This is a genomic window from Sphingomonas sp. NFR04 (assembly GCF_900114095.1).
Taxonomy (GTDB): domain Bacteria; phylum Pseudomonadota; class Alphaproteobacteria; order Sphingomonadales; family Sphingomonadaceae; genus Sphingomonas.
In genome coordinates, this window is the sequence record NZ_FORV01000007.1 from 53,066 (window position 1) to 76,889 (window position 23,824).

13 protein-coding genes and 1 tRNA gene are annotated in these 23,824 nt (G+C 66.5%); 3 read left to right on the forward strand and 11 right to left on the reverse strand.

Going from position 1 to position 23,824, the window contains the following annotated elements:
* Positions 1-57 precede the first annotated feature (57 nt).
* Positions 58-2,361 (reverse strand): TonB-dependent receptor domain-containing protein, encoded by a 2,304-nt coding sequence (locus BM009_RS17930; RefSeq protein WP_175488108.1) that lies wholly within the window; start codon positions 2,359-2,361, stop codon positions 58-60.
* Between the two features lie 266 nt (positions 2,362-2,627).
* Here BM009_RS17930 and clpB point away from each other — a divergent pair, with 266 nt between their 5' ends.
* Positions 2,628-5,207: an ATP-dependent chaperone ClpB gene (gene clpB, locus BM009_RS17935; RefSeq protein WP_093298301.1), complete on the forward strand. Its 2,580-nt coding sequence runs from the start codon at positions 2,628-2,630 to the stop codon at positions 5,205-5,207.
* Here the strand turns inward: clpB and BM009_RS17940 are convergent, their stop codons facing one another.
* Positions 5,208-6,650 (reverse strand): tetratricopeptide repeat-containing sulfotransferase family protein, encoded by a 1,443-nt coding sequence (locus BM009_RS17940; RefSeq protein ID WP_093298302.1) that lies wholly within the window; start codon positions 6,648-6,650, stop codon positions 5,208-5,210. It lies immediately after the preceding gene.
* 69 nt (positions 6,651-6,719) lie between these two features.
* Positions 6,720-9,875 carry a TonB-dependent receptor gene (locus tag BM009_RS17945; protein ID WP_093298304.1) on the reverse strand — a complete coding sequence of 1,052 codons (3,156 nt, stop codon included), beginning with the start codon at positions 9,873-9,875 and terminating at the stop codon, positions 6,720-6,722.
* A gap of 1,177 nt (positions 9,876-11,052) precedes the next feature.
* On the opposite strand from BM009_RS17945, the gene BM009_RS17950 reads away from it, so the two are divergent.
* Positions 11,053-13,944: a TonB-dependent receptor domain-containing protein gene (locus BM009_RS17950; RefSeq protein WP_254772347.1), complete on the forward strand. Its 2,892-nt coding sequence runs from the start codon at positions 11,053-11,055 to the stop codon at positions 13,942-13,944.
* A 65-nt stretch (positions 13,945-14,009) separates the two neighbouring features.
* Here the strand turns inward: BM009_RS17950 and BM009_RS17955 are convergent, their stop codons facing one another.
* Genes BM009_RS17955 through xseA form a run of 3 tightly spaced genes read right to left on the reverse strand, consistent with a single transcriptional unit; the run spans position 14,010 to position 16,595 of the window.
* Positions 14,010-14,849: a M23 family metallopeptidase gene (locus BM009_RS17955; RefSeq protein WP_093298306.1), complete on the reverse strand. Its 840-nt coding sequence runs from the start codon at positions 14,847-14,849 to the stop codon at positions 14,010-14,012.
* Entirely contained in the window at positions 14,846-15,046 is a 201-nt protein-coding gene (locus BM009_RS17960) for a DUF2093 domain-containing protein (protein WP_066721469.1), read from the reverse strand. Before BM009_RS17960 ends, BM009_RS17955 begins: the two co-directional genes overlap by 4 nt.
* 40 nt (positions 15,047-15,086) lie before the next feature.
* Entirely contained in the window at positions 15,087-16,595 is a 1,509-nt protein-coding gene (gene xseA, locus BM009_RS17965) for an exodeoxyribonuclease VII large subunit (RefSeq protein WP_093298308.1), read from the reverse strand.
* Here xseA and purD point away from each other — a divergent pair.
* Complete coding sequence (gene purD / locus BM009_RS17970; protein WP_093298310.1) at positions 16,594-17,859, forward strand: phosphoribosylamine--glycine ligase; 1,266 nt, start codon at positions 16,594-16,596, stop codon at positions 17,857-17,859. The two genes, xseA and purD, sit on opposite strands and share 2 nt — an antisense overlap.
* Before the next feature lie 55 nt (positions 17,860-17,914).
* Here the strand turns inward: purD and BM009_RS17975 are convergent, their stop codons facing one another.
* From BM009_RS17975 to pheS, 5 genes are all read right to left on the reverse strand, one after another.
* Positions 17,915-19,621 (reverse strand): hypothetical protein, encoded by a 1,707-nt coding sequence (locus tag BM009_RS17975; RefSeq protein WP_093298312.1) that lies wholly within the window; start codon positions 19,619-19,621, stop codon positions 17,915-17,917.
* A 136-nt stretch (positions 19,622-19,757) separates the two neighbouring features.
* Positions 19,758-19,834, reverse strand: a tRNA-Arg gene (locus tag BM009_RS17980).
* A gap of 63 nt (positions 19,835-19,897) precedes the next feature.
* Complete coding sequence (locus BM009_RS17985; RefSeq protein WP_093298314.1) at positions 19,898-20,314, reverse strand: hypothetical protein; 417 nt, start codon at positions 20,312-20,314, stop codon at positions 19,898-19,900.
* 4 nt (positions 20,315-20,318) lie between these two features.
* Positions 20,319-22,742 (reverse strand): phenylalanine--tRNA ligase subunit beta, encoded by a 2,424-nt coding sequence (gene pheT / locus BM009_RS17990; RefSeq protein ID WP_093298316.1) that lies wholly within the window; start codon positions 22,740-22,742, stop codon positions 20,319-20,321.
* The gene (gene pheS, locus BM009_RS17995) at positions 22,739-23,815 is read right to left on the reverse strand and encodes a phenylalanine--tRNA ligase subunit alpha (protein WP_093298563.1); all 1,077 of its coding nucleotides are present in this window, start codon (positions 23,813-23,815) and stop codon (positions 22,739-22,741) included. The genes pheT and pheS overlap by 4 nt, the downstream gene beginning before the upstream one ends.
* Between the last annotated feature and the right edge of the window lie 9 nt (positions 23,816-23,824).

Here is a 23,824-nt window from a genome sequence, read left to right on the forward strand (position 1 = left end):
ACGAAAAAGGGCGGAGCACCTGGTGCCCCGCCCCTCTTCATCCTCTCCCGGCAGCTTTTAGATCCCGACCTTCAGCGTCAGGAAGAACTGCTGCGGTGCGCCGACCATCAGCGTCTGGTTGTCGCCGCTGTTGCCGAAGCCGTTGGTGCCGATCGTCGAGATGTACTTCTTGTCGAACAGGTTGGTCACATTGCCCTGCAGTTCCAGCTTCCGCCCGCCCAGGTCGAACTTGTAGCCGAGCGTGGCATCCACCACCACGCGGCCGTCGACATACTGGTCGTTGGTGTAAGTGAAGTAGCGCTTGCTCATGTAGTTGGCGCCGACGCGGGCATTGAAGCCCTGGCCGGACCAGGTGACTTCGCCCTTCAGCATGTGCTTGGGCGAATCGACCACCGTCTTGCCCTTGGTCGGGATCACTGCCGTCGCCGTGACGACGTCGTCCCGATAGGTCGAGTCGTTGTAGCTGTACGAGGCGAACAGCCCGAAGCCCATCGGCAGGCGCACGTCGCCGGTCGCCTCGACGCCCACCGAGCGCGCGTCGCCGACATTCTGCAGGATCGCCGGGTTGCCGACGATGCCGGCGCTGGTCGTCACGGCCAGCAGGCGGTTGCGGAAGTTGACATAATAGCCGGCCAGCGAGCCGGTGAAGATGCCGTTGCGATAGCGACCGCCCACTTCATAGGTGTCGGACGCTTCGGGCTTGAGCTTGGTCGCGCCGCTGTTGAGCGCATCGAAGCCCGCCTGGGTCGTCGCGAACGGGCCGCTGGTGGCGGCCGACACGAAGGCGCGGGTCACCTGGGTGAAGCCGGCGAACAGCTCGGCATTGTCGGTCACCCGGTAGTTGAGGCCGGCGTGCGGCTGGAACCAGTCGGTCACCTTGATGCGGCCGCCGGCGAGCCCGCCCGCGACGATCGGCGTGGCATGGTTGGTGACGGCGAAGCCCTTCCAGCCCAGGTTCGCGGTCAGCGCACCCAGCTCGATCTTGTCCTGCACATAATATTGGAAGGTGTCGGTCTGGTACTTCCAGTACCACTGGGTGGCGAACGGGTTGCTCTGGAAGCTCAGGCTGTCGCGGCCCGGGTTGGTGCGGCTGTCGAGCGCGTAGAAGCGGCGCGCCTGGCGGAAATCGTTGCGCTCGTACCAGCCGCCGACGGTCACGTCGTTGAAGCCGAGCTTGGTGCCGATATTGCCGAACACGCCGCCACGACGGACGTCATATTCGGTGGTGCGCAGCGACATCGGTACGCCATTGGGCGAGGCGACATAGGGCGTGTACCACAGGCCCTGGCCATGGTTGTTGTGGAAATAGCCCTTGAGTACGCCGTGGACCGTCGCGCTGCCGGTCGTCTCCAGGCCCGCCGAGGCGAGATAGTCGCGGCGCAGGCCCGCGGCGTTGTAATAGGCATCGTCGGGGTTGAGGAACGGCGCCGGATAGACCTTGCCGGCTCCCGGATTGGTCGGCGTCACCCCGGTATAGCCGGTATTCGCGCCGATGTCCGAGACGAGGATCGCCTTGGCGTAATCGTTCGAGATATTGTCCCAGTTGTAGCCGAGGCGCTTGATCATATCGAGCGACATGTCCTGATAGTCGTTCTCGCGACGATCGGAGAAGTCGAACGTGCCCACCGCACGCAGCTCCGGCGTGATCGGGGTGACGACCTTGCCGTTGACCTGGTTGATGCGCTGCGCCCCCCAGCCCTTCCACTTGTCGGTATCCGAGTGGAGGTAGGAGAGATAGGCGCGGGTGCCGCCCGGGGTCAGCTCGCCGAAATCGAGCCGGCCGAACACGCGCCAGAAATTGTCGCTGCCGCCGGTGGCGTTGAGGTCGATGCCCAGCTTCTCCTTGGGATCGCTCGACAGGAATTCTAGCGTGCCGCCGAGATTGTTGGTCGCCTGGGTGTCGATCCCGCCCGAGCCCTGGGAGACGCGGGTCTCGGCGATGTTCTCGCTGATGATCGCGCGGCTGATGTGCAGGCCGTTGACGTTGCCGTAGCTGGCGTCGCCGAGCGGGATGCCGTCCAGGGTGAAGCCCAGCTGGTTCTGGTTGAAGCCGCGGATCGACACGCGCTGCGCCCATTCATAAGCGCCGAACGGATCGGCGCCCTGGAAGTTGACGCCGGGCAGCTTCTCGATCGCCTTGAGCGGGCTGGTGCCCGGCGCGAGCAGCGCGATGTCGGCCTGGGTCAGCGTCTGGATCTGGCGGGTCTCGCCCTTGCCGATCACGACGATGTCGTCGGCGCCGCTCTGCGGCTGGGTGTCGTCGATCAGCGTGGCGGTGGGCGCAGTCTGCGCGAGGGCCGCGCCGGCAGTGAACAGCGACGTACCGGCGAGCAGGCCGGCGGCAAGCATACGGATGCGCATGCGCATGATCCCCTTGGGAAAGCACCAGGCCCCTCGCCCCGTGCTGCGCCGCCGCTACGCGTGTCGCGTTGCAACATTCGATAGTTAACGCTTCACTACCGGGACTCCTGGGTGACAGCCCCGTGACAATTGGATTACGCTGCGGAAAAGACCGGATTTCCCGTTGTCGAGACCATCGGCACTACGATACCCACAACCTACGTCGCCCCTCTTGTGTTGCCCATTTGCAACACTATCTGCTGGTCAACGTCGAACAGGGATCAGGCATGAACCTCGAAAAATTCACCGACCGCGCCAAGGGCTTCCTGCAATCAGCGCAGACCGTGGCGATCCGCATGAACCACCAGCGGATCAGCCCGGAACATCTTCTGAAGGCGCTGCTCGAGGACGAGCAGGGCATGGCCAGCGGCCTGATCCAGGCGGCGGGCGGCGACGCCAAGCGCGCGCTGAGCGAAACCGACCTGGCGCTGTCCAAGATCCCGGCCGTCAGCGGCTCGGGCGCGCAGTCGACGCCGGGTCTCGACAACGACCTCGTCCGCGTGCTCGACCAGGCCGAGACGATCGCGCAGAAATCGGGCGACAGCTACGTCACCGTCGAGCGGCTGCTCGTCGCGCTGGCGCTGAGCCTCAACACCGCGGCCGGAAAGGCGCTGCAGGCGGCGAATGCCAAGCCCGAGGCGCTCAACACCGCGATCAACAGCATGCGCGGCGGCCGCACCGCCGATACGTCCTCGGCCGAGGACCGCTATGACGCGCTCAAGAAGTTCGCCCGCGACCTGACTGAGGCGGCGCGCGCCGGCAAGCTCGACCCCGTCATCGGCCGCGACGAGGAAATCCGCCGCACCATCCAGATCCTCGCCCGCCGCACCAAGAACAATCCGGTGCTGATCGGCGAGCCCGGCGTCGGCAAGACCGCGATCGCCGAAGGCCTCGCGCTGCGCATCGCCAATGGCGACGTGCCCGACACGCTGAAGGACCGCACGCTGATGGCGCTCGACATGGGCAGCCTGATCGCGGGCGCCAAATATCGCGGCGAGTTCGAGGAGCGCCTCAAGGGCGTGCTCGACGAAGTGAAGGGCGCCGAGGGCCAGATCGTGCTGTTCATCGACGAGATGCACACGCTGATCGGCGCCGGCAAGGCCGAGGGCGCGATGGACGCCGGCAATCTGCTCAAGCCCGCGCTTGCCCGCGGCGAGCTGCACTGCATCGGCGCGACCACGCTCGACGAATATCAGAAGCATGTCGAGAAGGACCCCGCGCTCCAGCGGCGCTTCCAGCCGGTGTTCGTCGGTGAGCCGACGGTCGAGGACACCATCTCGATCCTGCGCGGCCTCAAGGAGAAGTACGAGCTGCACCACGGCGTGCGGATCACCGACGCGGCGATCGTCGCGGCGGCGACGCTCTCCAACCGCTACATCGCCGACCGCTTCCTGCCCGACAAGGCGATCGACCTGATGGACGAGGCGGCGAGCCGCATCCGCATGGAAGTGGAGAGCAAGCCCGAGGAAATCGAGACGCTCGATCGGCGGATCATCCAGCTCAAGATCGAGCGCGAGGCGCTGAAGCGCGAGACCGACGAAGCCTCGCGCGACCGGCTCGCCACGCTGGAGGAGGACCTCGCCAATCTCGAGCAGCAATCGGCCGAGCTGACCACCCGCTGGCAGGCGGAAAAGGACAAGATCAACGCCGAGGCGACGATCAAGGCCCAGCTCGACCAGGCGCGGATCGAGCTCGACCAGGCCCAGCGTGCGGGTGACCTCGCGCGTGCCGGCGAGCTGTCCTACGGCGTGATCCCCCAGCTCACCCGCCAGCTCGACGAAGCGCAGAACGTCACCAAGGGCGCGATGCTGCGCGAGGAAGTGACCGCCGACGACATCGCCGGCGTGGTCGCGCGCTGGACCGGCATCCCGATGGAGCGGATGCTGGAGGGCGAGCGCGAGAAGCTGCTCCAGATGGAGCAGCAGCTCGGCAAGCGGGTGATCGGCCAGGCCGATGCGGTGAAGGCGGTCTCCACCGCCGTGCGCCGCAGCCGCGCGGGGCTGCAGGATCCGAACCGCCCGCTGGGCAGCTTCCTGTTCCTCGGGCCGACGGGCGTGGGCAAGACCGAGCTGACCAAGGCGCTCGCCGAATTCCTGTTCGACGATCCCAACGCGATGGTGCGCATCGACATGAGCGAATTCATGGAGAAGCACGCGGTCGCGCGACTGATCGGCGCCCCTCCGGGTTATGTCGGCTATGAGGAAGGCGGCGTGCTCACCGAAGCGGTGCGTCGGCGCCCCTATCAGGTGGTGCTGTTCGACGAGGTGGAGAAGGCGCACAACGACGTGTTCAACATCCTCCTCCAGGCGCTCGACGACGGTCGCCTGACCGACGGCCAGGGTCGCACGGTGGACTTTTCGAACACGATCGTGATCCTCACCTCGAACCTGGGCAGCCAGTTCCTCACCAACCTGCCGGACGGCCATCCGGTGGAGGAAGTGGAGCCGCAGGTGATGGACGTGGTGCGGGCGCATTTCCGCCCCGAGTTCCTCAACCGGCTGGACGAGATCATCCTGTTCCATCGGCTTGCCGCGGATCACATGGCGCCGATCGTCGACATCCAGGTCGGCCGGGTGGCCAAGCTGCTCAAGGACCGCAAGGTGGCGATCGACCTCACCCCGGCGGCGCGCGACTGGCTGGGCCGGGTGGGCTATGACCCCGTGTACGGCGCGCGCCCGCTGAAGCGCGCGGTGCAGCGCTACCTGCAGGATCCGCTGGCCGACCTGATCCTGCGCGGCGCGGTGAAGGACGGGTCGACCGTGCATGTCGACGAGGGCGATGGCGCGCTGACGCTCAGCGTCGGCTGATCACAGGGCGGCGTCGCCGAGCCCGAGCGAGCGGCGCGCCGCCTGATAGGATCGAAGGAAGGGGTCGAGCACCGCCCGATGGGGGGCGCTCGACCCCAGCGCCCGCGTGTAGATGGGTTCGCGCACCTGGCGCACGCTCGAGGTCGTCACCGCACGCTTGACGGTATGCGATTGCGCCATCTGCGGCTCGAACGTCATCCCGCAATGGCTGGCGATCCGCGGGATCCAACTCGCCGGATCTTGGACCAGCGCGGCATAAGAGACCGACAGGATGCGATCCGGGTAGAGCTGCAGCCAATGGTCGCGCAGCATATCTTCCAGCGCGAAGTGGATGCCCATGTCCTCCAGGCTGAAGCTCCACCCCATCTCCACCGAGAATGGCGTCTTGAAGCAGGACCAGGCGACGTCCAGCACGTCGCGCTTCAGCCAGAGGATCGGTGCCTGGGGCAGCGCCGTCGCGACGATGCCGGTGAAGCGACTGGTATTGAGCGATTTGTCGATGACACGTCCTGCCGCTCCGTACCGCTCGGCAAGCAGGTGGTGATAGAGCGCCGCAAAGGCTGAAGCGGTCGTCGCATGCAGGTCGCCAGGCACCATCGGCCCGCCCACTGCGCGCGACGCGATCCCCAGCAGGTTGAGCTCGCCGCCGCCCGCTACGGTCGAGTGGCTCGCAAGGATCTGCTCGACGAGCGTCGTACCGGAGCGCGGGAGTCCGGTGACGAAGATCGAACGGCTCGGCGCCGTCTCGATCGTATCGCTCCTGCGCGGGAAGCGCTGGATCAAGGCGCGGGCAAAACGGCCGTCGTCGTCCGCCGAATAGCTGCGCGTCTCGCGCATCCGCGCCGCCGCTTCGACATAGAGCGATTCGGCAGCGTCGCCATCGCCGTCATCTTCGCGCGCCTTGGCCAACGCATAGAGCAAGGTCGCGAAATCCGACCTGTGGTCCCGCCTTGCGGCGTCGACTGCCCGAACCAGCCGCGCCACCGCCTCGGGGCGGCCGCGGCAGCCGCCGGCATGGACCCAGCTCAGCCAGGATGTGGCCGTCGCCTCGGGCATGGCGAGTACCCGGTCGAAACAGGCCAGCGCCGCTTCCGCCTCGTCGAGCTGGCTGAGCAGCGTGCCGAGAAAATGCCAAACCTCCGCCGATGCGGGATGTTCGGCGGCGATGCGCTCAACCCATTCCCGGGCTGCATCGAACCGCCCGGCGCGCACCAGGAGATCGGCAAGGAAAAGGCCGCTTTCCAGCCCCGGAGCCGCCGTGCAAAACCGCCGCGCCGCATCGAGCGCCAGCGACCATTCGGCGGTTGCCGCGCAGAAGCGTGCGACCGCCCCCCATTGGGTGCCGAGCGGGGCAGCCGAGACCAGCAGATCGCGCACGATCGTCAATGCCGTATCCGGCTTGCCCTGATTCAGCGCCGCCACGAAATCGCGTATCGAAGCCATCGTACCTGCTAGACCAATAAAAAGGGGGACCAGCACGCTGGTCCCCCAACCCTTTCCGAGGATGCAGGCTTAGAAGCCGACCGCCAACTGGAAACGGAAGTAGCGCGGCTGCTGATAGCCCCGTGGCGTGCCGTAGTCGCCACGCGGACGGCCATTGCCCTGCGTGCCGGTTTCGTTCAGGTCGGTGACGCCCTTCTGGTTGAACAGGTTGAACACGTCGACGCGGAAGCTGGCGTCGAAGGCCTTGGTCGGCACCTTCGCGGTCATCGTCACGTTGGTGAAGATCGTCCAGTCCGACTCGAGCTGGCTACCGCGCGGCGTGACGCTCAGCGAGGTGGTCGTGGTGTTGTTGGCGAAGCCCGCATAGGCCGGGTCGGTGATCACCTTCCCCGAACTGTCGAGGTTGCAGTAGAAGCCCGCCGCACCATAGGAGCCGGCAAAGGCATCGCGCTTCACCGGCACGCGGCCGATGCACCCGAACTTGCGCGGCGACAGCGCCTGGAACTGCGTGCCGAAGGTCAGCCATTCGGTGATCGCATAGGAGCCGAAGACCTTGATGTTGTGCCGCGCATGGCCCGGCAGATAGCCATAGGCACCGTCGGTGAGGCCGGGCTGGTCGAACGCGGTGGTGAGGCCCGAATCGTCCTGACCATTGTCCGAGCGGACGCCGCCTTCGATGTTCCCCTTGAGTTCGGACCAGGTGTAGGACCCGTCGAGGCTCCACTTGCCGTCAAAGTCGCGCGAGACCTTCGCCGTGATCGCCTTGTAGGTCCGCTTCGCCTTCGGGTAGCCGAGATCGCTCGCGCTGAAATCGACCGTCCGCAGCGTCGTTTCGCCGTTGATCGGCTCCGACAGCGTGATCCGCGACGCTGCACCCGGGTTGACCAGGGCATATTGGTGGAAGCCGGTCCACAGGTCGTCGCAGCCCGCGATCTTCTGCTGGCTGCAATAGTTGAGCACCGCGGCGTCGATCGCGACGTCTTCCAGCGATTCGTTCAGCTTGCGATACTGGCCGAACAGGCTGACCGTGATGCGGCCGCCCAGGCTGCGTTCAATGCCGAAGGTATATTCGTCGACCGACTGCGGCTTGAGGTTCTTCGCCACCGTCGCCTCGGTCGGCGTTGCCCGGCCGTCCGAAGTGATGTCGCAGTTGAGAACGCCCGTGTCGGGGCAGGCCTGCGCATCGGCGAAGCCGAGCACCGGCGCGCCGAGCTTCGGCGTATTGTCCGAGTTGACGCCCTGGACCAGGAAGTAGCGGGTATAATCGAGTTCCGCGCCGGCCAGGCGGATGTTCGTGTTCGCCACCACCGGGATGAAATAGCGGCCGAACGAACCCCAGATCTTCGTCTTGCTGTCACCCCAGGGATCGAGCGCGAACGCCAGACGCGGCCCCCACTGGTTGCCCGACTTGTAGAAGGTCTTGCCGTCGACGTTCTTGTTCTCGAAGCGATCGTTGCGGATGCCGAGGTTGAGGTTCAGGCGATCGTTGAGCAGCGACCACGAATCCTGCAGGTAGAAGGCATCGTTCTTCGACTTGAACGTACCGCCGTTCACGAACGTGCGGCCGGTGACGTAGAGCGTGTTCGGCGTGGTGACGTAAACGTCCCCGCCCACGCCCGAGTTGACGTAGGTCCAGGCGACGCCGCCGGTGTACGAGGTCGTGTTCCGGGTCGTCAGGTTTTCACGGTCATAGCCGAACTTGAAGTGATGCTTGCCGAAGAGGTTGGCATACACGTCCACGTCGCCGCGATAGAACTCCCGCTGGTCGGAGCTCGCATCGATCGTGTTCAGCGAGTTTCCGGAAAGGGCCGGCGAGAAGTTGCCGCTGGTATCCGAGATGAACGGATAGTCGTTGCGGGTCGAGCCCGAAATGTCCTTGCTGCGGTTCTTGCCATAGGCACCCGACACCGTCAGCCAGTTGGTGAACTGGCCGGTGTAGCGCCCGACATAATTCTCGCCGCCCTCTTCGAGCACCGACGTGCTCAGATAGGCGCCGGTACGCGGACCGTCCTTGTCGACGCGCGTATCATAGCCGCCGCCACTCGCATCGGTGATGCCATAGCTCGCGATGCTGGTGGTCTTGCTCGAATCGAAATAGGTGAATTCGAGTCGCTGACCGTCGAAGGGGATGACGTCGATCTTGCCGCCCCAATAGGGCGAGGTGCTGCTCCGCTCCTCGCGGCGCAGGCCGGTGCTGTAGGGTGCCACCGCGACCCCACCCACGATGGTGTTCGGGTTCACCGTCAGCAGCGTGTCACCCTGCTTGATGTTGTTGGTCTGGTAGAAGCCGTAGAAGAAGATGTGGTCCTTCATGATCGGACCGGACAGCGAGACCAGCGTCTGCGTCGTCTCGCGCGTATCCTGCGAATTCTCGTCGACCAGCGTGTTCGGGCGCGTCTCGTAGAGGCCGTTCGGGATATAGTTGAACAGCACCTTGCCGTGGAACTCGTTGCCGCCCGAGCGGGTGGTCGCATTCACGAAGCCGCCGGTGAATCGGCCGAACTCGGCCGGGATGCTGCCGGTCTTCACTTCGATGGTGTTGTAGAGTTCGAACGGCACCTCGACCGAGCCCAACCCCTTGCGGAAATCGGTGATGTTGAGGCCGTTGATGAAATAGGTGTTTTCGGAAACCGAACCGCCGGCGATCGCCGGCAGGCTGCCGAACGCGGAATCCCCCAGGGTCGTGCCCGGGGCAAGCAGCACCACCGACGTAAGGTCGCGCGCCACCGGCACGCGGTCTTCGATCTCGGCGATGTTGATCACGGCGCCGGTGGTGGTGCGGTCGAAGTCGGAGACGCGCACGCGGCTTCCGGTCACGATGATCTCGCTGCCCGCAGCCGCGATGTCCGCATTCGACACCAGCTGGAAGCTGTTGCCGCCGCTCGCCTGCGTCAGGTCGACATTGTCGTCGCGGAAGGAACCGAAGCCGGTGGCCGAGATTTCGAAGGTATAGGCGCCCTGCGGGAGCAGCGGGATCCGATAGCTGCCGCTGCCATCGGTCTCTACCGATCGTTTGAAGCCCTGTGTGTTCGAGGTCACGCTGACCGTGGCGCCGGGGATCGGCTTGCCGTTCTTGTCGACGACGCGACCGGACGCGGTCACGTTGGTGAAGTCTTGTGCCGCCGCGGGCGCCGAAACGGCCACGGATGCGCATACGGTACCACCCAGCAGGGCGAGCACCGACAAAGCGGAGCCGCCCCGCAGCTTGATCTGCGTCTTCTTCATCGATTTCCCTCGGTTTGCCCCGACCGAGTTCCCCAAGCCGGGGCCGTCTCCCAACTCCCTCCCGGCATAGCCCCATGCGCACCGGGAAGAGCTGCAACGAAGGAAGCAACGAACCCGGTCGGCTGTAAAGCTGTCATTCAGGTTCGGTATACACTTTCCCGAAGGTGTCTCCGCGCTGCAACACTACCGACGTAATATGTCTCAAACGCAACAATCTGCGATATTAAATGTTGGCGCACGGGGCATCCTGCCCAAACATGAGGCAGATTTCCACATATTGTCGCTTGCTATTCGAAGCCACGTGACAAGCTGCCGATGACCGCTGCCACCCCAGCAGACATGTCCAGCCGGATGATCCGAGCGTTCGAGCAGACCGCTGCCCCCGCAGAATTCGCGCGGTAGCTGTTTCCGCCGCAGCCGATCCGCGACGACGGGCGATGTTGCCTGCCGACTCGCCCACGCAGGGGAGCGACAAACACCCACGCGGCGCAAGCGGCTTGATCGGAGGCATATCGACCGCGTCCTGCGGGTCCCGCTTGTCGAGCGCCACCGCTCCACATCAACCATGTTGCCTTGCCACAACCAGACCGCCGCAACTCCTTGCAACGCTGTTGCGACAGTTCCGCGTCCTTCACGATTGGGGGGTTTCGCCGCCGCAAACCAGACACATGATGCTGCGCACGCGTAGCAGCAACGGGCAACGTGGTCGCAATTCTCATCACCTGTCGCCTCCATGTCACAGGTGCGTAACTATATTTCTCACCAATCGTCTCAAAAGACACTAAATTCGGCAGTTGCGATCAGCACTGCGCATCAAAGCAGCATCTGGGCCGAGAACGCCTTGTTGCGGTGCAACATTTATTCGCGTACCCCGCTCTTATCATTCTGTTTCGAACGCAAACTGTGTCCTTCGCGACACAGTTTGATACGAAATGGTAAGCATATACCTTGGCTTCCGCTTTACACCCCCACGTGAGAGCTTCATCCTTTTTGCAAGCTTCGCGACGGATTCAGGCAGCCGTTCGGCGAAGCGGGGAGACACCCCGCCCGGTCTTCGGGCTGCGCGGGTGAAACAAGGGAAAATCGACACGTGAGAATGACACGACTTGCAAGTGGTCTTCGCGCCGGTACCGCGTTGGCGGGCTTGGGTGCGGTTGCGCTGTTTGCCGCACCGGCCATGGCACAGGATCAGAATGCCGGCGCGCAGGCGCCCACCACGCAGCAGGAGCCGCAGGGCGAAATCGTCGTGACGGGGTCGCTCTTCCGCCGCACCGACACGGAAACCACTTCGCCGGTGACCACGCTCACCACCGAAACCCTGCAGCGCGCAGGCACGACGACGATCTCGGATGCGATCCGCAGCGTTTCGGCCGATGGCGCCGGCTCGATCCCGACCGGCTTCCAGGGCGGCTTCTCTGCCGGTGGCGCTGCGGTCTCGCTGCGCGGCCTCGGCGTTTCGTCGACGCTCGTCCTGATCGACGGCCTGCGCACCACCAACTTCCCGCTCAACGACGACGGCCACAACGCCTATGTCGATCTGAACTCGATCCCGTTCAGCTTCGTCGAGCGCGTCGACGTGCTGAAGGACGGCGCATCGTCGACCTATGGCGCCGAGGCAATCGGCGGCGTGGTCAACATCATCCTGAAGAAGCACATCACCGGTATCCAGGGCAGCGTCGAGGCCGGTGCGGCAGGGAAGGGCTATGGCTCGCGCGTCCGCAGCTACCTGACCGCAGGCTATGGCGACTATGAGTCGACCGGTTGGAACGTGTTCGTCAACGGCGAATATCAGCGCGATGGCCGCATCTCGGCGCACGACCTTGGCTTCCCGTTCAACACCACCGACCTGAGCTCGATCGGCCTGGCCGACCAGAACTCGGCCGACAACGCGCTGAACGTGAATACGCCGAACGCCATTGTCCGCCGCGTCACCGGCAGCGACCCGAACAATCCCTTCGCCGGCGGCGCGACCGGTGCGAGCACCTACCAGCTGCTCAACCCGGCGCTGTGCAGCCGCACCTTTACCGTGGCCGGCGCTGCCGGCGGCACCGGCTGCGCGCATGACCTGACCGATGAGTACACGCAGGTCCAGCCGTTCCAGGAGCGCTTCTCGGTCAATGGTCGTCTGAGCATCCGCCTCAACGACAATATCGAAGGCTATGTGACCGGCAGCTATTCGCACAGCCAGGTCAACATCCTCACTGCCCCGTCGGCAATCCGTCAGCGCCAGCCTTATGGCGCTTCGCCGACCACCGCGTCGAACAACCCGGGCATCGCGCTGCCGGTCTATATCTGCTCGTCCGGCACCAATTGCTCGACGGCAGCCGACCGCCAGCTCAACCCGAACAACCCCTATGCCGCCGCCTTCGCGGCCGATCCGGCCAACGGCGCGGCCCGCATCTTCTATTCGTTCGGCGACATCGCGACGGGCACCCAGCGCGGCAACGAAGTCATTCGCGGCACCTTCGGCCTGAACGGCCAGTTCGGCGATGACTGGAACTGGCGAGCCGAGGCGGTCGGCGCGCGCGACAACATCAAGATGGCATCGTTCGGCACCATCAGCATCGACGGCCTTCGCCAGGCGGTGGCGACCGGCGCCTATAACTTCGTCAACCCGAGCCAGAACACCGATGCGACCCGCCAGCTCGTCGCCCCGGACATCATCGCCCGCGGCTCCAGCTCGCTGGCCTCGCTCGATGCCTCGATCTCGCACTCCTTCCTCACCCTGCCGGGTGGTGACCTGCAGGTCGCGGTCGGTGGCCAGATCCGCCGCGAGACGCTCGACTATCCGGGCCTGAACCCGAACAAGACGAACTATGCCAATACCGCGGCGGCGTTCGGCAAGCGCACCGTGACCGCGGCCTATTTCGAAGTCAGCGCGCCGATCCTCAAGGAAGTCGAGCTCAGCGGTTCGGGCCGCTACGACCATTACTCCGAAGGCTTCAGCCGCTTCTCCCCGAAGGTCGGCATCAAGCTGAAGCCGGTCAAGGAGCTGATGCTCCGCGGCACCTATTCGGAAGGCTTCCGCGCTCCGACCTTCGCGGAAAGCAATCCGCGCTCCAGCTTCCCGGGCTTCGTGACCTATCAGCCGCCGTGCAGCTTCGTGCTGGCCCATGGCGGTACCGCGACGGCCACCGGCTGCACGACGACCAATCCGTATGCGCAGTCGTACAGCGTCGGTGGCGGCTTCTCGGGCAACCCGAACCTCAAGCCCGAAACTTCGCGCAGCTTCACCGGCGGCGCCGTGTTCCAGCCGATCCGCGAGCTGAGCTTCACGATCGACTATTACAATGTGAAGAAGAAGAACGTGATCGTTGCCGGTCCGAACGCCGGTACCGCGCGCGCCAACTACTTCGCCGGTCTGCCGCTGCCCGCCGGTTACTCGGTCGGCGCCGTCGACGCGCCCGATCCGCTGTACCCGAACGCGCTGCCGCGCGTGCTGGTGATCAACGGCCCGTACGTGAACGCCGGTTACTTCAAGACCCAGGGTCTCGATTTCGGCGCCTCGGCGGAGTTCGGCATCGCACCGGGCGTGAAGTTCTACAGCCGCCTCGACGTGAACAAGATCCTGAAGTTCGACGTCGACTTCGGTGATGGCGTGGTCCGCAAATATGTCGGCACCGTCGGTCCGTACGAACTGTCGTCGGGCGCGGGCACGCCGGAATGGCGCGGAAACTGGCAGAACACGCTCGAGGTCGGCAAGTTCTCGCTCTCTGCTACCGCCTATTACGTTTCGCGGATCAAGCAGGTGGCTGCGGACGAAGAATCGCCGAGCGCGAGCGGCAACATCGATCTGTCGTGCGGTGCGGCGGCCGGGAACCTGTATCCCTATCCGGATGACGCAGCGCTCAACAAGTTCTGCTACGTTCGTCGCTTCATCTATGCCGATCTGAATGCCCAGGTGCAGGTCAACGACGATTTCACCTTCTTCATGAACGTCGGCAACTTCACCAACGAACGCGCTCCGATTGCGACCTCGTCCTATTCGGGCACGAACTACCTGCCGACCTGGCACTGGGCCGGCGTCGTCGGCCGCACGTTCAGCGCCGGCGCACGGTTCAAGTTCTGATCCCATCCCTTACGGGGAAGATCGACCTGGGAGCGGCACTCTTCGGAGTGCCGCTCTTTTTTTGTCTAGTCTGCGGCACTCATTGCACCAGCAACCAGCAGCGGATCGATCCGCGCGCCGCGCCACATGATGCCCCAGTGCAGGTGCGGACCGGTTGCACGACCCGTCGCACCGACGGCGCCGATGGGTTGCCCTTGGCGCACCGCCTCGCCCTCATGCACGTCGATCCGCGAGAGGTGCAGGAACGCACTCGACAGGCCCATGCCATGGTCGAGCATCAGCAGATTGCCCTCCAGCGTGAAGGGCGCCTCGGCAGCGAGGATCACCACGCCGTCGGCCGGCGCGCGCACCGGGGTGCCGGTGGGCAGCGCGATGTCGATGCCCGAATGATAGGCCCCCGGCTCGCCGGCATAGATACGCTGCGAACCGAACAGCGTGGAGATGCGGCCGGTGGCCGGCCAGGCGAAGCGCTGGCGCCAGCCTTCCGCCGGGGTTTGCAGCGCACGCGCGGCCTTGATGCGCGCAAGCTCGGCCGGACGCCTCGCCTCGAACTCTGCGCTGGGCACCGGGTACTTCGGCAGCTGGTCGAGCCGCGAGATGTTCCACTCGCGGGGCGCGATCTGCAGGTCCTCGCGCACCGTTCGGCCGTCCTTGCCCTTCGCTTCCAGCGCGGCGGCCGGCACCGCATCGCGGTCGAAGGCGATCAGGAAGCGGCGATCGGCGGCGAAGGGGATCGGCTGGCCATTGAACTGCAGCTCGGTGGTGCCGGGCGGCACCTGCCCGCGGGCGATGCCGCCCTGCTCGAAGCTGCCGTCGAGCGCGAAGGCGTCCCCGCCCGCGCGTGCGGTCCGCGCCACCAGCGTCGTCGCCAGCATCGCCGCGGCGAAGCGCCGCCGGTCGATCATGCCTCGAGCAGCGCCTTGGTGGCCGCCTCGGGCGTGGCATAGGCTTCCTGCCGCGCCACGCTCCAGTAGCGGAGCGAATCCACGGGGATGCGCTCGCCGGTGACCGCGCACAGCACATGGTCGCCGGGCGAGAGGACGCGGAAGCCATTGGCCATATAATGCAGCTTGGCGACGCGGGCGGTGTTGGACATCAGCATGGGCGGCGCCATTCCTGCTCTTGAAGGTGGTGGGTGCGCCCTAGAGCAGCGTCGGCTGTTCGGGCTTGGGCGGAGCATAGGCCTTGCCCGCGCCGCGCTCAACCCGGGCATCCACCGAACCATCGGCGAAATGCAGCGTCACGGCCTGTGCCGCGCGCGCATTCTCGGCCGAGGCGACCACCTTGCCGGTGCCGCGCCCCTCCACCCAGGCATACCCCTTTTTCAACGGCAGTTCGGGATCCAGAAGTTCGAGATGCCGGCCCATCGCCGTCAGTCGCTCCGACGCGGTGGCGAAGCGGCGCTCCAGGCTTGCGAGCTTCAGCGCCTCGGCCGGGCGCGCGAAGCGCTGGCGGAGGGCTGCCAGCTCGCGATCGGCGGCGCGGTCGAGCGCGACGCCGCCCAGCCGCTGCCGCGCGGTCGCCAGTCGCTGTTCGAGTGTCGCCGGGCGCAGCGCCGCGCCCGCACGATCGAGCTGCCCGCGCGCCACCGTCACCCGGCGTTCGAGCGCGAGCCCAAGTCGAGCGCCGACATCGTCGAGCCGCTGGCGCTGGGGCCCGAGCAACGCATCGCGGCGCGGCAGCACGCGGACCAGCGCCGCCAGCCGCTCGCCGGCGCGCTCGTGATAGCGGCGGACACAGCGTTCGGTGCGGTGCGACAGCGTGGCGATGCCGTGACGGACTTCGGAGAGCACCGGCACCGCGATTTCCGCGGCAGCCGTGGGCGTGGGCGCACGGAGATCGGCGGCGAAATCGCACAGGGTCGTGTCGGTCTCGTGGCCGACCGCCGAGATGATCGGGATGGCGCATTCGGCCACGGCGCGGACAACGACTTCCTCGTTGAACGACCAGAGATCCTCGATCGAGCCGCCGCCGCGCGCGACGATCAGCAGGTCCGGGCGCGGCACCGCGCCGCCGGGGGCGATCGCGTCGAAGCCGCGCACCGCCCGCGCGATTTCCTGTGCCGAGCCGTCGCCCTGCACCTTGACCGGCCAGACGAGGACATGGGTGGGGAAGCGATCCTCCAGCCGGTGAAGGATGTCGCGGATCACCGCCCCGGTGGGCGAGGTGACCACGCCGATCACCCTGGGCATGAAGGGCAGCGGCTTCTTGGCGCGGGCGTCGAACAGCCCCTCCCCCGCCAGCTTGGCCTTGAGCTTTTCGAGCAGCGCCATCAGCGCGCCCTCGCCGGCCAGCTCCATCCGCTCGATGACGATCTGATATTTGGAGCGCCCCGCATAGATGGTGAGCTTGCCGGTGGCGATCACCTCCAGCCCGTCCTGCGGCTGGAAGGGCAGCGCCGAGGCGGCACCACGCCAGATGACTCCGTCGATCACCGCGTCCATGTCCTTGAGCGCGAGATAGGCGTGCCCCGAGGCGGCGCGCTTCCAGCCTGAAATCTCGCCGCGCAGGCGGACATGGCCGAACTCGCCCTCCACCATCCGCTTCAGCCGGCCGGAGAGTTCGCTGACGCTCATCGGCGCCGCGTTGTCCCCGGGCACCGCCTCGGCTACGAGCCGCGTCGATGAAGTCTCGAAAAGGGGGTCGGCCATGAACGTCCTGCTACTGGGTTCGGGGGGGCGCGAACATGCGCTTGCCTGGAAGCTCGCGCAATCGCCGCTGCTGACGCAGCTCTTCGCCGCACCGGGCAATCCGGGCATAGCGGCGCATGCCACGCTCGTCGACCTTGTGCCGACCGATCCGGCGGCGGTGCTTGCGTTTGCGCAGGCGAACGGCATCGGCTTGGTGATCGTCGGTCCCGAAGCGCCGCTGGTGGCGGGCGTCGGCGACATGCTGCGTGAGGCCGGCATTCCGGTGTTCGGGCCCAACCGCCTGCCGGCACAGCTGGAGGGATCGAAGGGCTTCACCAAGGATCTCTGCGCGCGGGCGAACATCCCCACGGCGGGCTATGTCCGCGTCCACGGGCTCGATGAGGCGCTGGCGGCGCTGGAGCCGTTCGGCCTGCCGGTGGTGGTGAAGGCCGACGGGCTCGCGGCCGGCAAGGGCGTCACCGTTGCGATGACCCGCGACGAGGCGATCGGCGCCCTCACCGCGATCTTCGCCGATGCGGGCGCCAGCGCGGTAATCGAGGAATTCCTCGACGGCGAGGAAGCCAGCCTGTTCGTCATCACCGACGGCACCGATGCCGTACTCTTCGGATCGGCGCAGGACCACAAGCGCGTCGGCGAAGGCGATGTCGGCCCCAATACCGGCGGCATGGGCGCCTATAGCCCCGCCCCGGTGCTCACCCCTGCGCTGGAGCGCGAGGCGATGGAGCGCATCGTCGCGCCGACCATTGCCGCGCTTGCGGCCGAGGACATCCCCTATTCGGGCGTGCTCTATGCCGGGCTGATGCTCACCAAGCATGGGCCCAAGCTGATCGAGTATAATGCCCGCTTCGGCGATCCCGAATGCCAGGTGCTGATGCTCCGGCTGGAGGACGACCTGCTCGACCTGCTGCTCGCGACCGCACGCGGCGAACTCGCCGGCCGCCCAGCGCCCCGCTTCCGCGCCGACACGGCGCTGACGGTGGTAATGGCGGCGCGCGGCTATCCCGGCACGCCGGAGATCGGCGGCAGCATCGAAGGGATCGACGCGGCCGAGGCCGGCGGGGTGCAGGTGTTCCACGCGGGTACCCGGCGCCAGGGCGATTCGCTGGTGGCGAGCGGCGGCCGCGTGCTCAACGTGACGGCCATGGGGCCGGACATCGCGACGGCGCAGGCCGCGGCCTATCGGGGCGTGGACGCGATCGACTTCCCCACCGGCTTCTGCCGGCGCGACATCGGCTGGCGCGAGTTGGCCCGCACGCGCGGCTGATCCTGGCGCGGCGCGGCTGCACCAGCAGCCGCGCCCTGCCTCCTACCACATGCACTCACGGCTTGGCGTTTGCGGTTTCGACCTCGTAGACGGGTGCCAATGCATCGATCACCTCGCGCGCTGCGATCGCTCGCGTGGCGAACGCCTCATAACCGGGCGGCGGGCCTTCCGGACCGAATCGGATCACGCGCAAATTGACGATATAACCGGATGCTATGGGACGGCCGAATCCCATATAGCCGTACATCGAGCTACGCCCGACGGCATCCTTGTCGAGCAGCGCAAATCGATCCTTTCCGGCGGCCAGCGCTTCTTCCGCGGCTTTGAGAAGCGCCAGTTCCTCCACCACAGCCTCTGACGCGTTCATCCCTTCGAAGCTTACCAGTTGAACGACGCCGTCCATGTCGAGGATGAAGCCGTTGCCGCTGTCACCCAGAAGCGCCTTGGACGACGCGTATTTGGGGACACGCCCCCGCGTTTCGGGCGCCGGCGCGATACGATATAGCTGGTCGACGGTGAGCGGAATCGGGTCGCGGTCATGCCGCGCCTTCGCTTCCGTCAGGGTAGCTTCGAGCGCATCGAGCGCAGCATTGCTGGCCTTGGCCTCTCGAAGGGCGCGCAGCATCGCCAGGCCGCGGCCGTTGTGCGGAACGGACCTCCGCTCGGCTTCCTTCAGGAAAGCCTGAGTGTCTCCCCGTCGGGCGAGCTCCATCAACGTGGCATCCGCGCGCGCGGCAGCAAGTTGCTGCTTCAGCTCATAGTGATACGCCTGAAGATAGCGGTGCGCATCGCGCTGGACGCGGGGCTGCTTGCTGCCGTTTGGCTGAAGGGGAAGATCCGCCTTCAGCGGCTCCAGGCGCTGCGCCAGTGCGTTCAGCAAGGCCCGGCTGTCTGCATCCCGCCCTTGCGCCGCGAGTGCGAAGCTCGTCAGCGTGTCGAACCGGAAGCGATCTACGAAAAGGCGTGCTAGAACCAGCGGATAGTCCTCCATCAGGAAGCCCGCCTGGTGCTGCTTGGGTGGGGTGAAATCGAGCTGCGCCCGGGTCTCGATTACCTTGGCCCAATCGAGCCGATCGGCAGCCGCTTCGAGCGGCACCCGGCGCATGTTCGGATTGAGCGTGGCATCGGCATCCAGCGCCGCATAGCGGGCGTCGGGGTTGCGCTCCGCATTGAACAGCATGACGTTTGCCAGCCGCTGGATGGCGCCGGAATAGGGACGCGCCTTGGCAGTCTCGCGGGTCAGCGTGGCAGCCCGCTCCGCCTGCCCTTCCGAAAGCACGAAATAGGCGCGGAGCAGCTGATTGCCGAGCCCCATCGAGCGCAGATAGAAGCGATCGCTCTCGATCGCACCCTCGGCATCGGCCGCGTCGAGATCCGCCTGCGCGCCCCGCTTGTCATTGGTTCCGAACCGATGAATCGCCCGCGCCCGCAACAGGCTCGCGCGCCGAATATGATATTGCGGCAGCAACCTCTCCGTGTTGGCGAGTGCATCGGTACAGGCCTCGATACCAAAGGCCGAGACCGTCATTCCGCGCAACCCGGTGTCGCCCGACTTCGGCTCCGGAATGAAAATTCCCAGAAACCCGGAAGCGGCCTTGGTGATGCCGTCCCCATTCCCGTTGGGCGCGCCATAGCCATCGCACGTCTGGAAATTCTGTGCTGCACCCGGCTTGAGAACGGGTCCCTGCGCCTGAGCGTACCCCGACGACGCGTGCAACACCGCGGCGGCGACGCCGCTCGCTTGAACGAACCATTTCAGCATTTTTTGGCAAGCCCCCCTGCGTGGGGGACAGGTCATAGCAAAACCGTGATCGCCGTCTACCCGGCGATCACGATGGATTGCGCGCGCGACCCGCGGCGGAGCAGCCGCGTACCTAGACAGCGAGGGTGAGAGAAATTGGCGCGCCCGGAACGATTCGAACGTCCGACCCTCAGATTCGTAGTCTGATGCTCTATCCAGCTGAGCTACGGGCGCGCGGTGAGGTGCGGCGCCTAACCGAGGTTTGCAGGTAGCGCAACCCCTTTTTGCATGCGTCCCTCAATTATCGCGATAGGGCAGCATGTCCTCGTCGAACGAGCGCGGCTCGCTGCAGTGCCAGGTCGCGCCGTCCCAGCGGTCCTCGCGGTCGTCATACTGGATCAGCGTGCCCACCGAGCAGCCCAGCGACGCCAGCTCGTCGCGACAGAAGGCAAGGCCACGCTCGAGATCGACGAGATCGACATCGAGGATCGCGCAGGCCGGGCGCCACTGGCCGGCATCGTCGAGTGTCTCGATCAGCGTGCCGCCGCCGCAGGTGCCGAGCCCGGCGATGCGCAGCTCGGCATCGAGGAACACGCCGTAGCGGCCCTCGCGCTCATGCGGATCCATGTCGCCGGGAAAGGCGACCGACACCGAATGCGTGTCGAGCGGCTCTGCCAGAAGGGCGTCGAGCCCGGGAAGGAACCGCTCGATCATCGCATCATCCTCGCAGGGTCGCCCCAAGCTTCGCCGCCGCCGCGACGACCTTGTCGGCCACTGCCTTGAGGTCCGCGTCGGTGAAGCTCTTTTCGCCCGGTTGGAGCGTGACTTCAATGGCCAACGACTTCTGCCCCTCCGGCACGCCCTGGCCGGTGAACCGGTCGAACAGCCGCGCGTCGACGATGGTCCCCTTGTCGGCCCCCTTCACGGCGCGGATGAGATCGCCGGCCGCCAGCGCGGTCGGCACCAGGAAGGCGAAGTCGCGGGTCACCGCCTGCAGCGCCGGCGGCGTGAAGGCCGGACGGGTGAAGCCGGCGGCCTTCTTGGCGGGCAGCGCGTCGAGGTGGATCTCCACCGCCGCCACCGCGCCGTCGAGGTCGAACGCCTTGAGCACGCTCGGGTGGACCATGCCGAAGCTGGCGAGCACGGTCTTGGGCCCCAGCCGCAGCGTCGCCGACTGGCCGGGATGATAGGCAGCACCCGCCTCGCCCATCACCTGCAGATTGGCGACCGGCGCGCCGGCGGCCTCGAGCAGTGCCAGCGCTTCGGCCTTGGCGTCGAACGCGTCGAAGGGCTGGGCCTTGCCGGCCTGCCAGCCGCGCGCCGTCTTGTGACCCGCCAGCACCACGCCAAGCGTCAGCCGCTCCTTGTCCGCCAGATAGCGGCGGCCGACCTCGAACAGGCGGACGCTGGTGGCGCCGCGCTTGAGGTTGCGCTCCGCCGCCGCCAGCAGCCCGGGCAGCAGCGAGGGGCGCATGACCTTCATGTCCTCGCTGATCGGGTTGGCGAGCGTCCAGGCGCCGCCGCCGAACACTTCGGCCTGCGACTCGGGGAGGAAGCTCCAGGTGATCGCCTCGTTCAGCCCGCGTGCGGCAGCGGTGCGGCGCATCCGGCGCTCGAGCTTCTGCTCGGGCGTGGCGGTGGGCGTCGCGACGCCGGGGGTGCGGGGCAGCGGGACCGACGGCACATTGTCGATACCGGCGATGCGGATCACTTCCTCGACGATGTCGGCCGGGCCGTCGATGTCGCGGCGCCAGCTCGGCGCGGTGACGCGGAACGCCTCAAAGCCGCCGTCGAGCGCCACGGGATCGCCATTGCCGTCGAGCGGCTGCACGACGAAGCCGAGGCTTTCGAGGATCTCGACCTGCTGCTCAGCAGGAACGGCGAGGCCACCCAGCGTTTCCGCCAGGTTCGGATCATAGCCGACGACCGCGCCCACCTTGGGCGGCGTGCCGCTGCGCGTAACCTCGCTGGGCGTACCGCCGCACAGCGCCAGCACCAGCCGGGTGGCGATCGTCAGCCCCTCGTCGAGGAACTCGGGATCGACACCGCGCTCGAAGCGGGTGCGGGCATCGCTGGTCAGCAGCAGCTTCTGGCCGGTGCGGGCGATATGCTCGGGATCGAAATAGGCGCATTCGATCAGCACGTCGGTGGTGTCGTCCGAACAGCCCGAATGCTCGCCGCCCATGATGCCGCCGATGTCGTGGACCGCCACGTCGTCGGCGATCACGGTCATGCTGTCGGTGAGCGTGTAGCTCTTGCCGTTCAGCGCCAGCACGGTCTCGCCGTCCTTCGCCTTGCGCGCGACCAGCCCGCCCGAGAGCTTGGCCATGTCATAGACATGGAGCGGACGCCCCAGCCCGAACATCACGAAGTTGGTGATGTCGACCAGCGCGGAAATGGGCTTCTGCCCCACCGCCTTCAGGCGCTGCTGCAGCCAGTCCGGCGACGGCCCGTTCTTCACGCCGCGCACCACCTGGCCGTAGAAGGCCGGGCAGCCTGCGGTGTCGTCGGTGCGCACGTCGGGGCCCGCGCCCTGCGGCGCAATCGTCGGCAGACCGGCGACCACGGCATCGAGCGACTTGAGCGTGCCAAGGCCCGCTGCGGCGAGGTCGCGCGCGATGCCGCGCACGCCCATGCAGTCCTGGCGGTTCGGCGTAATCGACACGTCGATGACGGGATCGTCGAGACCCGCATAATCGGCATAGGCCGTGCCCACCGGCGCGTCTTCGGGCAGCTCGATGATGCCGTCATGGTCCTCGCCGAGCTCCAGCTCCATCGTCGAGCACATCATGCCGTTCGATTCGACGCCGCGAATCGCCGAGACCTTGAGCTGCATGCCGTTGGCCGGCACCACCGCGCCGGGCAGGCCGAGCACGCCGACGAGGCCCGCCCGCGCGTTCGGCGCACCGCAGACGACCTGCAGCACGCCGTCGCCGGTCTCGACGCTCAGCACCTGCAGCTTGTCGGCCTGCGGATGGCGCTCGGCGGTCAGCACGCGGGCGACGCGGAAGCCGGACAATCGCTCGGCGGGATTCTCGACGTCCTCGACTTCGAGGCCGACACGCGTCAGCGCCTCGAGGATCTCGGGCAGCGAGGCCTCCGTCTCCAGATGCTCCTTGAGCCAGCTAAGGGTGAACTTCATGCGCCGACTCCCCCGCTCAGCGTGGGCACGTCGAGGGCCGAGAAGCCGTAATGCTTGAGCCAGCGCAGATCGCCGTCGAAGAAGGGGCGCAAGTCGTCCATCCCATATTTGAGCATCGCCAGCCGGTCGACGCCGGTGCCGAAGGCGAAGCCCTGCCATTCGTCCGGATCGAGCCCACAGGCCTCGATCACCCGCCGGTGCACCATGCCGCTGCCCAGCACTTCCATCCAGCCGCCGCCGGGCGCGTCGCCGCTGCCGCCAATCACGCGCTTGCCGTCCTTCCAGGTGAAGCCGACATCGACTTCGGCCGAAGGCTCGGTGAAGGGGAAATAGCTGGGACGCAGGCGCAGCACGATGTCGTCGCGCTCGAAGAACGCCTTGAGGAAGGTCTCCAGCGTCCATTTCAGGTGGCCGAGGGTGATGCCCTTGTCGATCACCAGGCCTTCGATCTGGTGGAACATCGGCGTGTGCGTCGCATCCGAATCCGAACGATAGACGCGGCCCGGCGCGATGATGCGGATCGGCGGCTTGCTGCTCGTCATCGTGCGGATCTGCACGGGGCTGGTGTGCGTGCGCAGCACCATCGGGCGCTCATGCTCGCCGGCGATGTAGAAAGTGTCGTGCATGGCGCGCGCCGGATGCGTCTCCGGAATGTTGAGCGCGGTGAAATTGTGCCAGTCGTCCTCGACCTCGGGGCCGGTGGCGACCGCGAAGCCCAGATCGGCGAAGATCTCGGCCAGCTCGTCCATCACCTGGCTGACCGGGTGGACCGAGCCCGGCGCGACGCCGTCGACCGGCAGCGTCATGTCCACCGTCTCGCTGGCAAGACGCGCATCGAGCACGGCCTGCTCGAGAGCGGCCTTGCGCGTGGCGATCGCTTCGGTGACCGCCTCCCGGCGCGCATGGATCGCCGGAGCGACGGCCTGTCGCTCCTCCGGACTCAGCTTGCCCAGCGTCTTCAGCTCGGCGGTGATGACGCCCGCCTTGCCGAGCATCTCGACGCGGATGTCTTCCAGCGCGGCAAGCGTGTCGCACTGCCGGATACGGTCCAGGATCGCTTCTTGCGGGTCCAGCTCTGCCAC

Excerpts from the sequence above, each read along its gene's own strand:
- BM009_RS17940 (WP_093298302.1), bottom strand. The coding sequence starts at position 6,650 with ATGGCTTCGATACGCGATTTCGTGGCGGCGCTGAATCAGGGCAAGCCG.
- BM009_RS17945 (WP_093298304.1), bottom strand. The coding sequence starts at position 9,875 with ATGAAGAAGACGCAGATCAAGCTGCGGGGCGGCTCCGCTTTGTCGGTG.
- BM009_RS17960 (WP_066721469.1), bottom strand. The coding sequence starts at position 15,046 with ATGCTGATGTCCAACACCGCCCGCGTCGCCAAGCTGCATTATATGGCC.
- BM009_RS17985 (WP_093298314.1), bottom strand. The coding sequence starts at position 20,314 with ATGATCGAGCGGTTCCTTCCCGGGCTCGACGCCCTTCTGGCAGAGCCG.
- BM009_RS17930 (WP_175488108.1), bottom strand. The coding sequence starts at position 2,361 with ATGCGCATCCGTATGCTTGCCGCCGGCCTGCTCGCCGGTACGTCGCTG.
- BM009_RS17950 (WP_254772347.1), top strand. The coding sequence starts at position 11,053 with ATGGCACAGGATCAGAATGCCGGCGCGCAGGCGCCCACCACGCAGCAG.
- pheT (WP_093298316.1), bottom strand. The coding sequence starts at position 22,742 with ATGAAGTTCACCCTTAGCTGGCTCAAGGAGCATCTGGAGACGGAGGCC.
- xseA (WP_093298308.1), bottom strand. The coding sequence starts at position 16,595 with ATGGCCGACCCCCTTTTCGAGACTTCATCGACGCGGCTCGTAGCCGAG.
- purD (WP_093298310.1), top strand. The coding sequence starts at position 16,594 with ATGAACGTCCTGCTACTGGGTTCGGGGGGGCGCGAACATGCGCTTGCC.
- clpB (WP_093298301.1), top strand. The coding sequence starts at position 2,628 with ATGAACCTCGAAAAATTCACCGACCGCGCCAAGGGCTTCCTGCAATCA.
- BM009_RS17975 (WP_093298312.1), bottom strand. The coding sequence starts at position 19,621 with ATGCTGAAATGGTTCGTTCAAGCGAGCGGCGTCGCCGCCGCGGTGTTG.
- BM009_RS17955 (WP_093298306.1), bottom strand. The coding sequence starts at position 14,849 with ATGATCGACCGGCGGCGCTTCGCCGCGGCGATGCTGGCGACGACGCTG.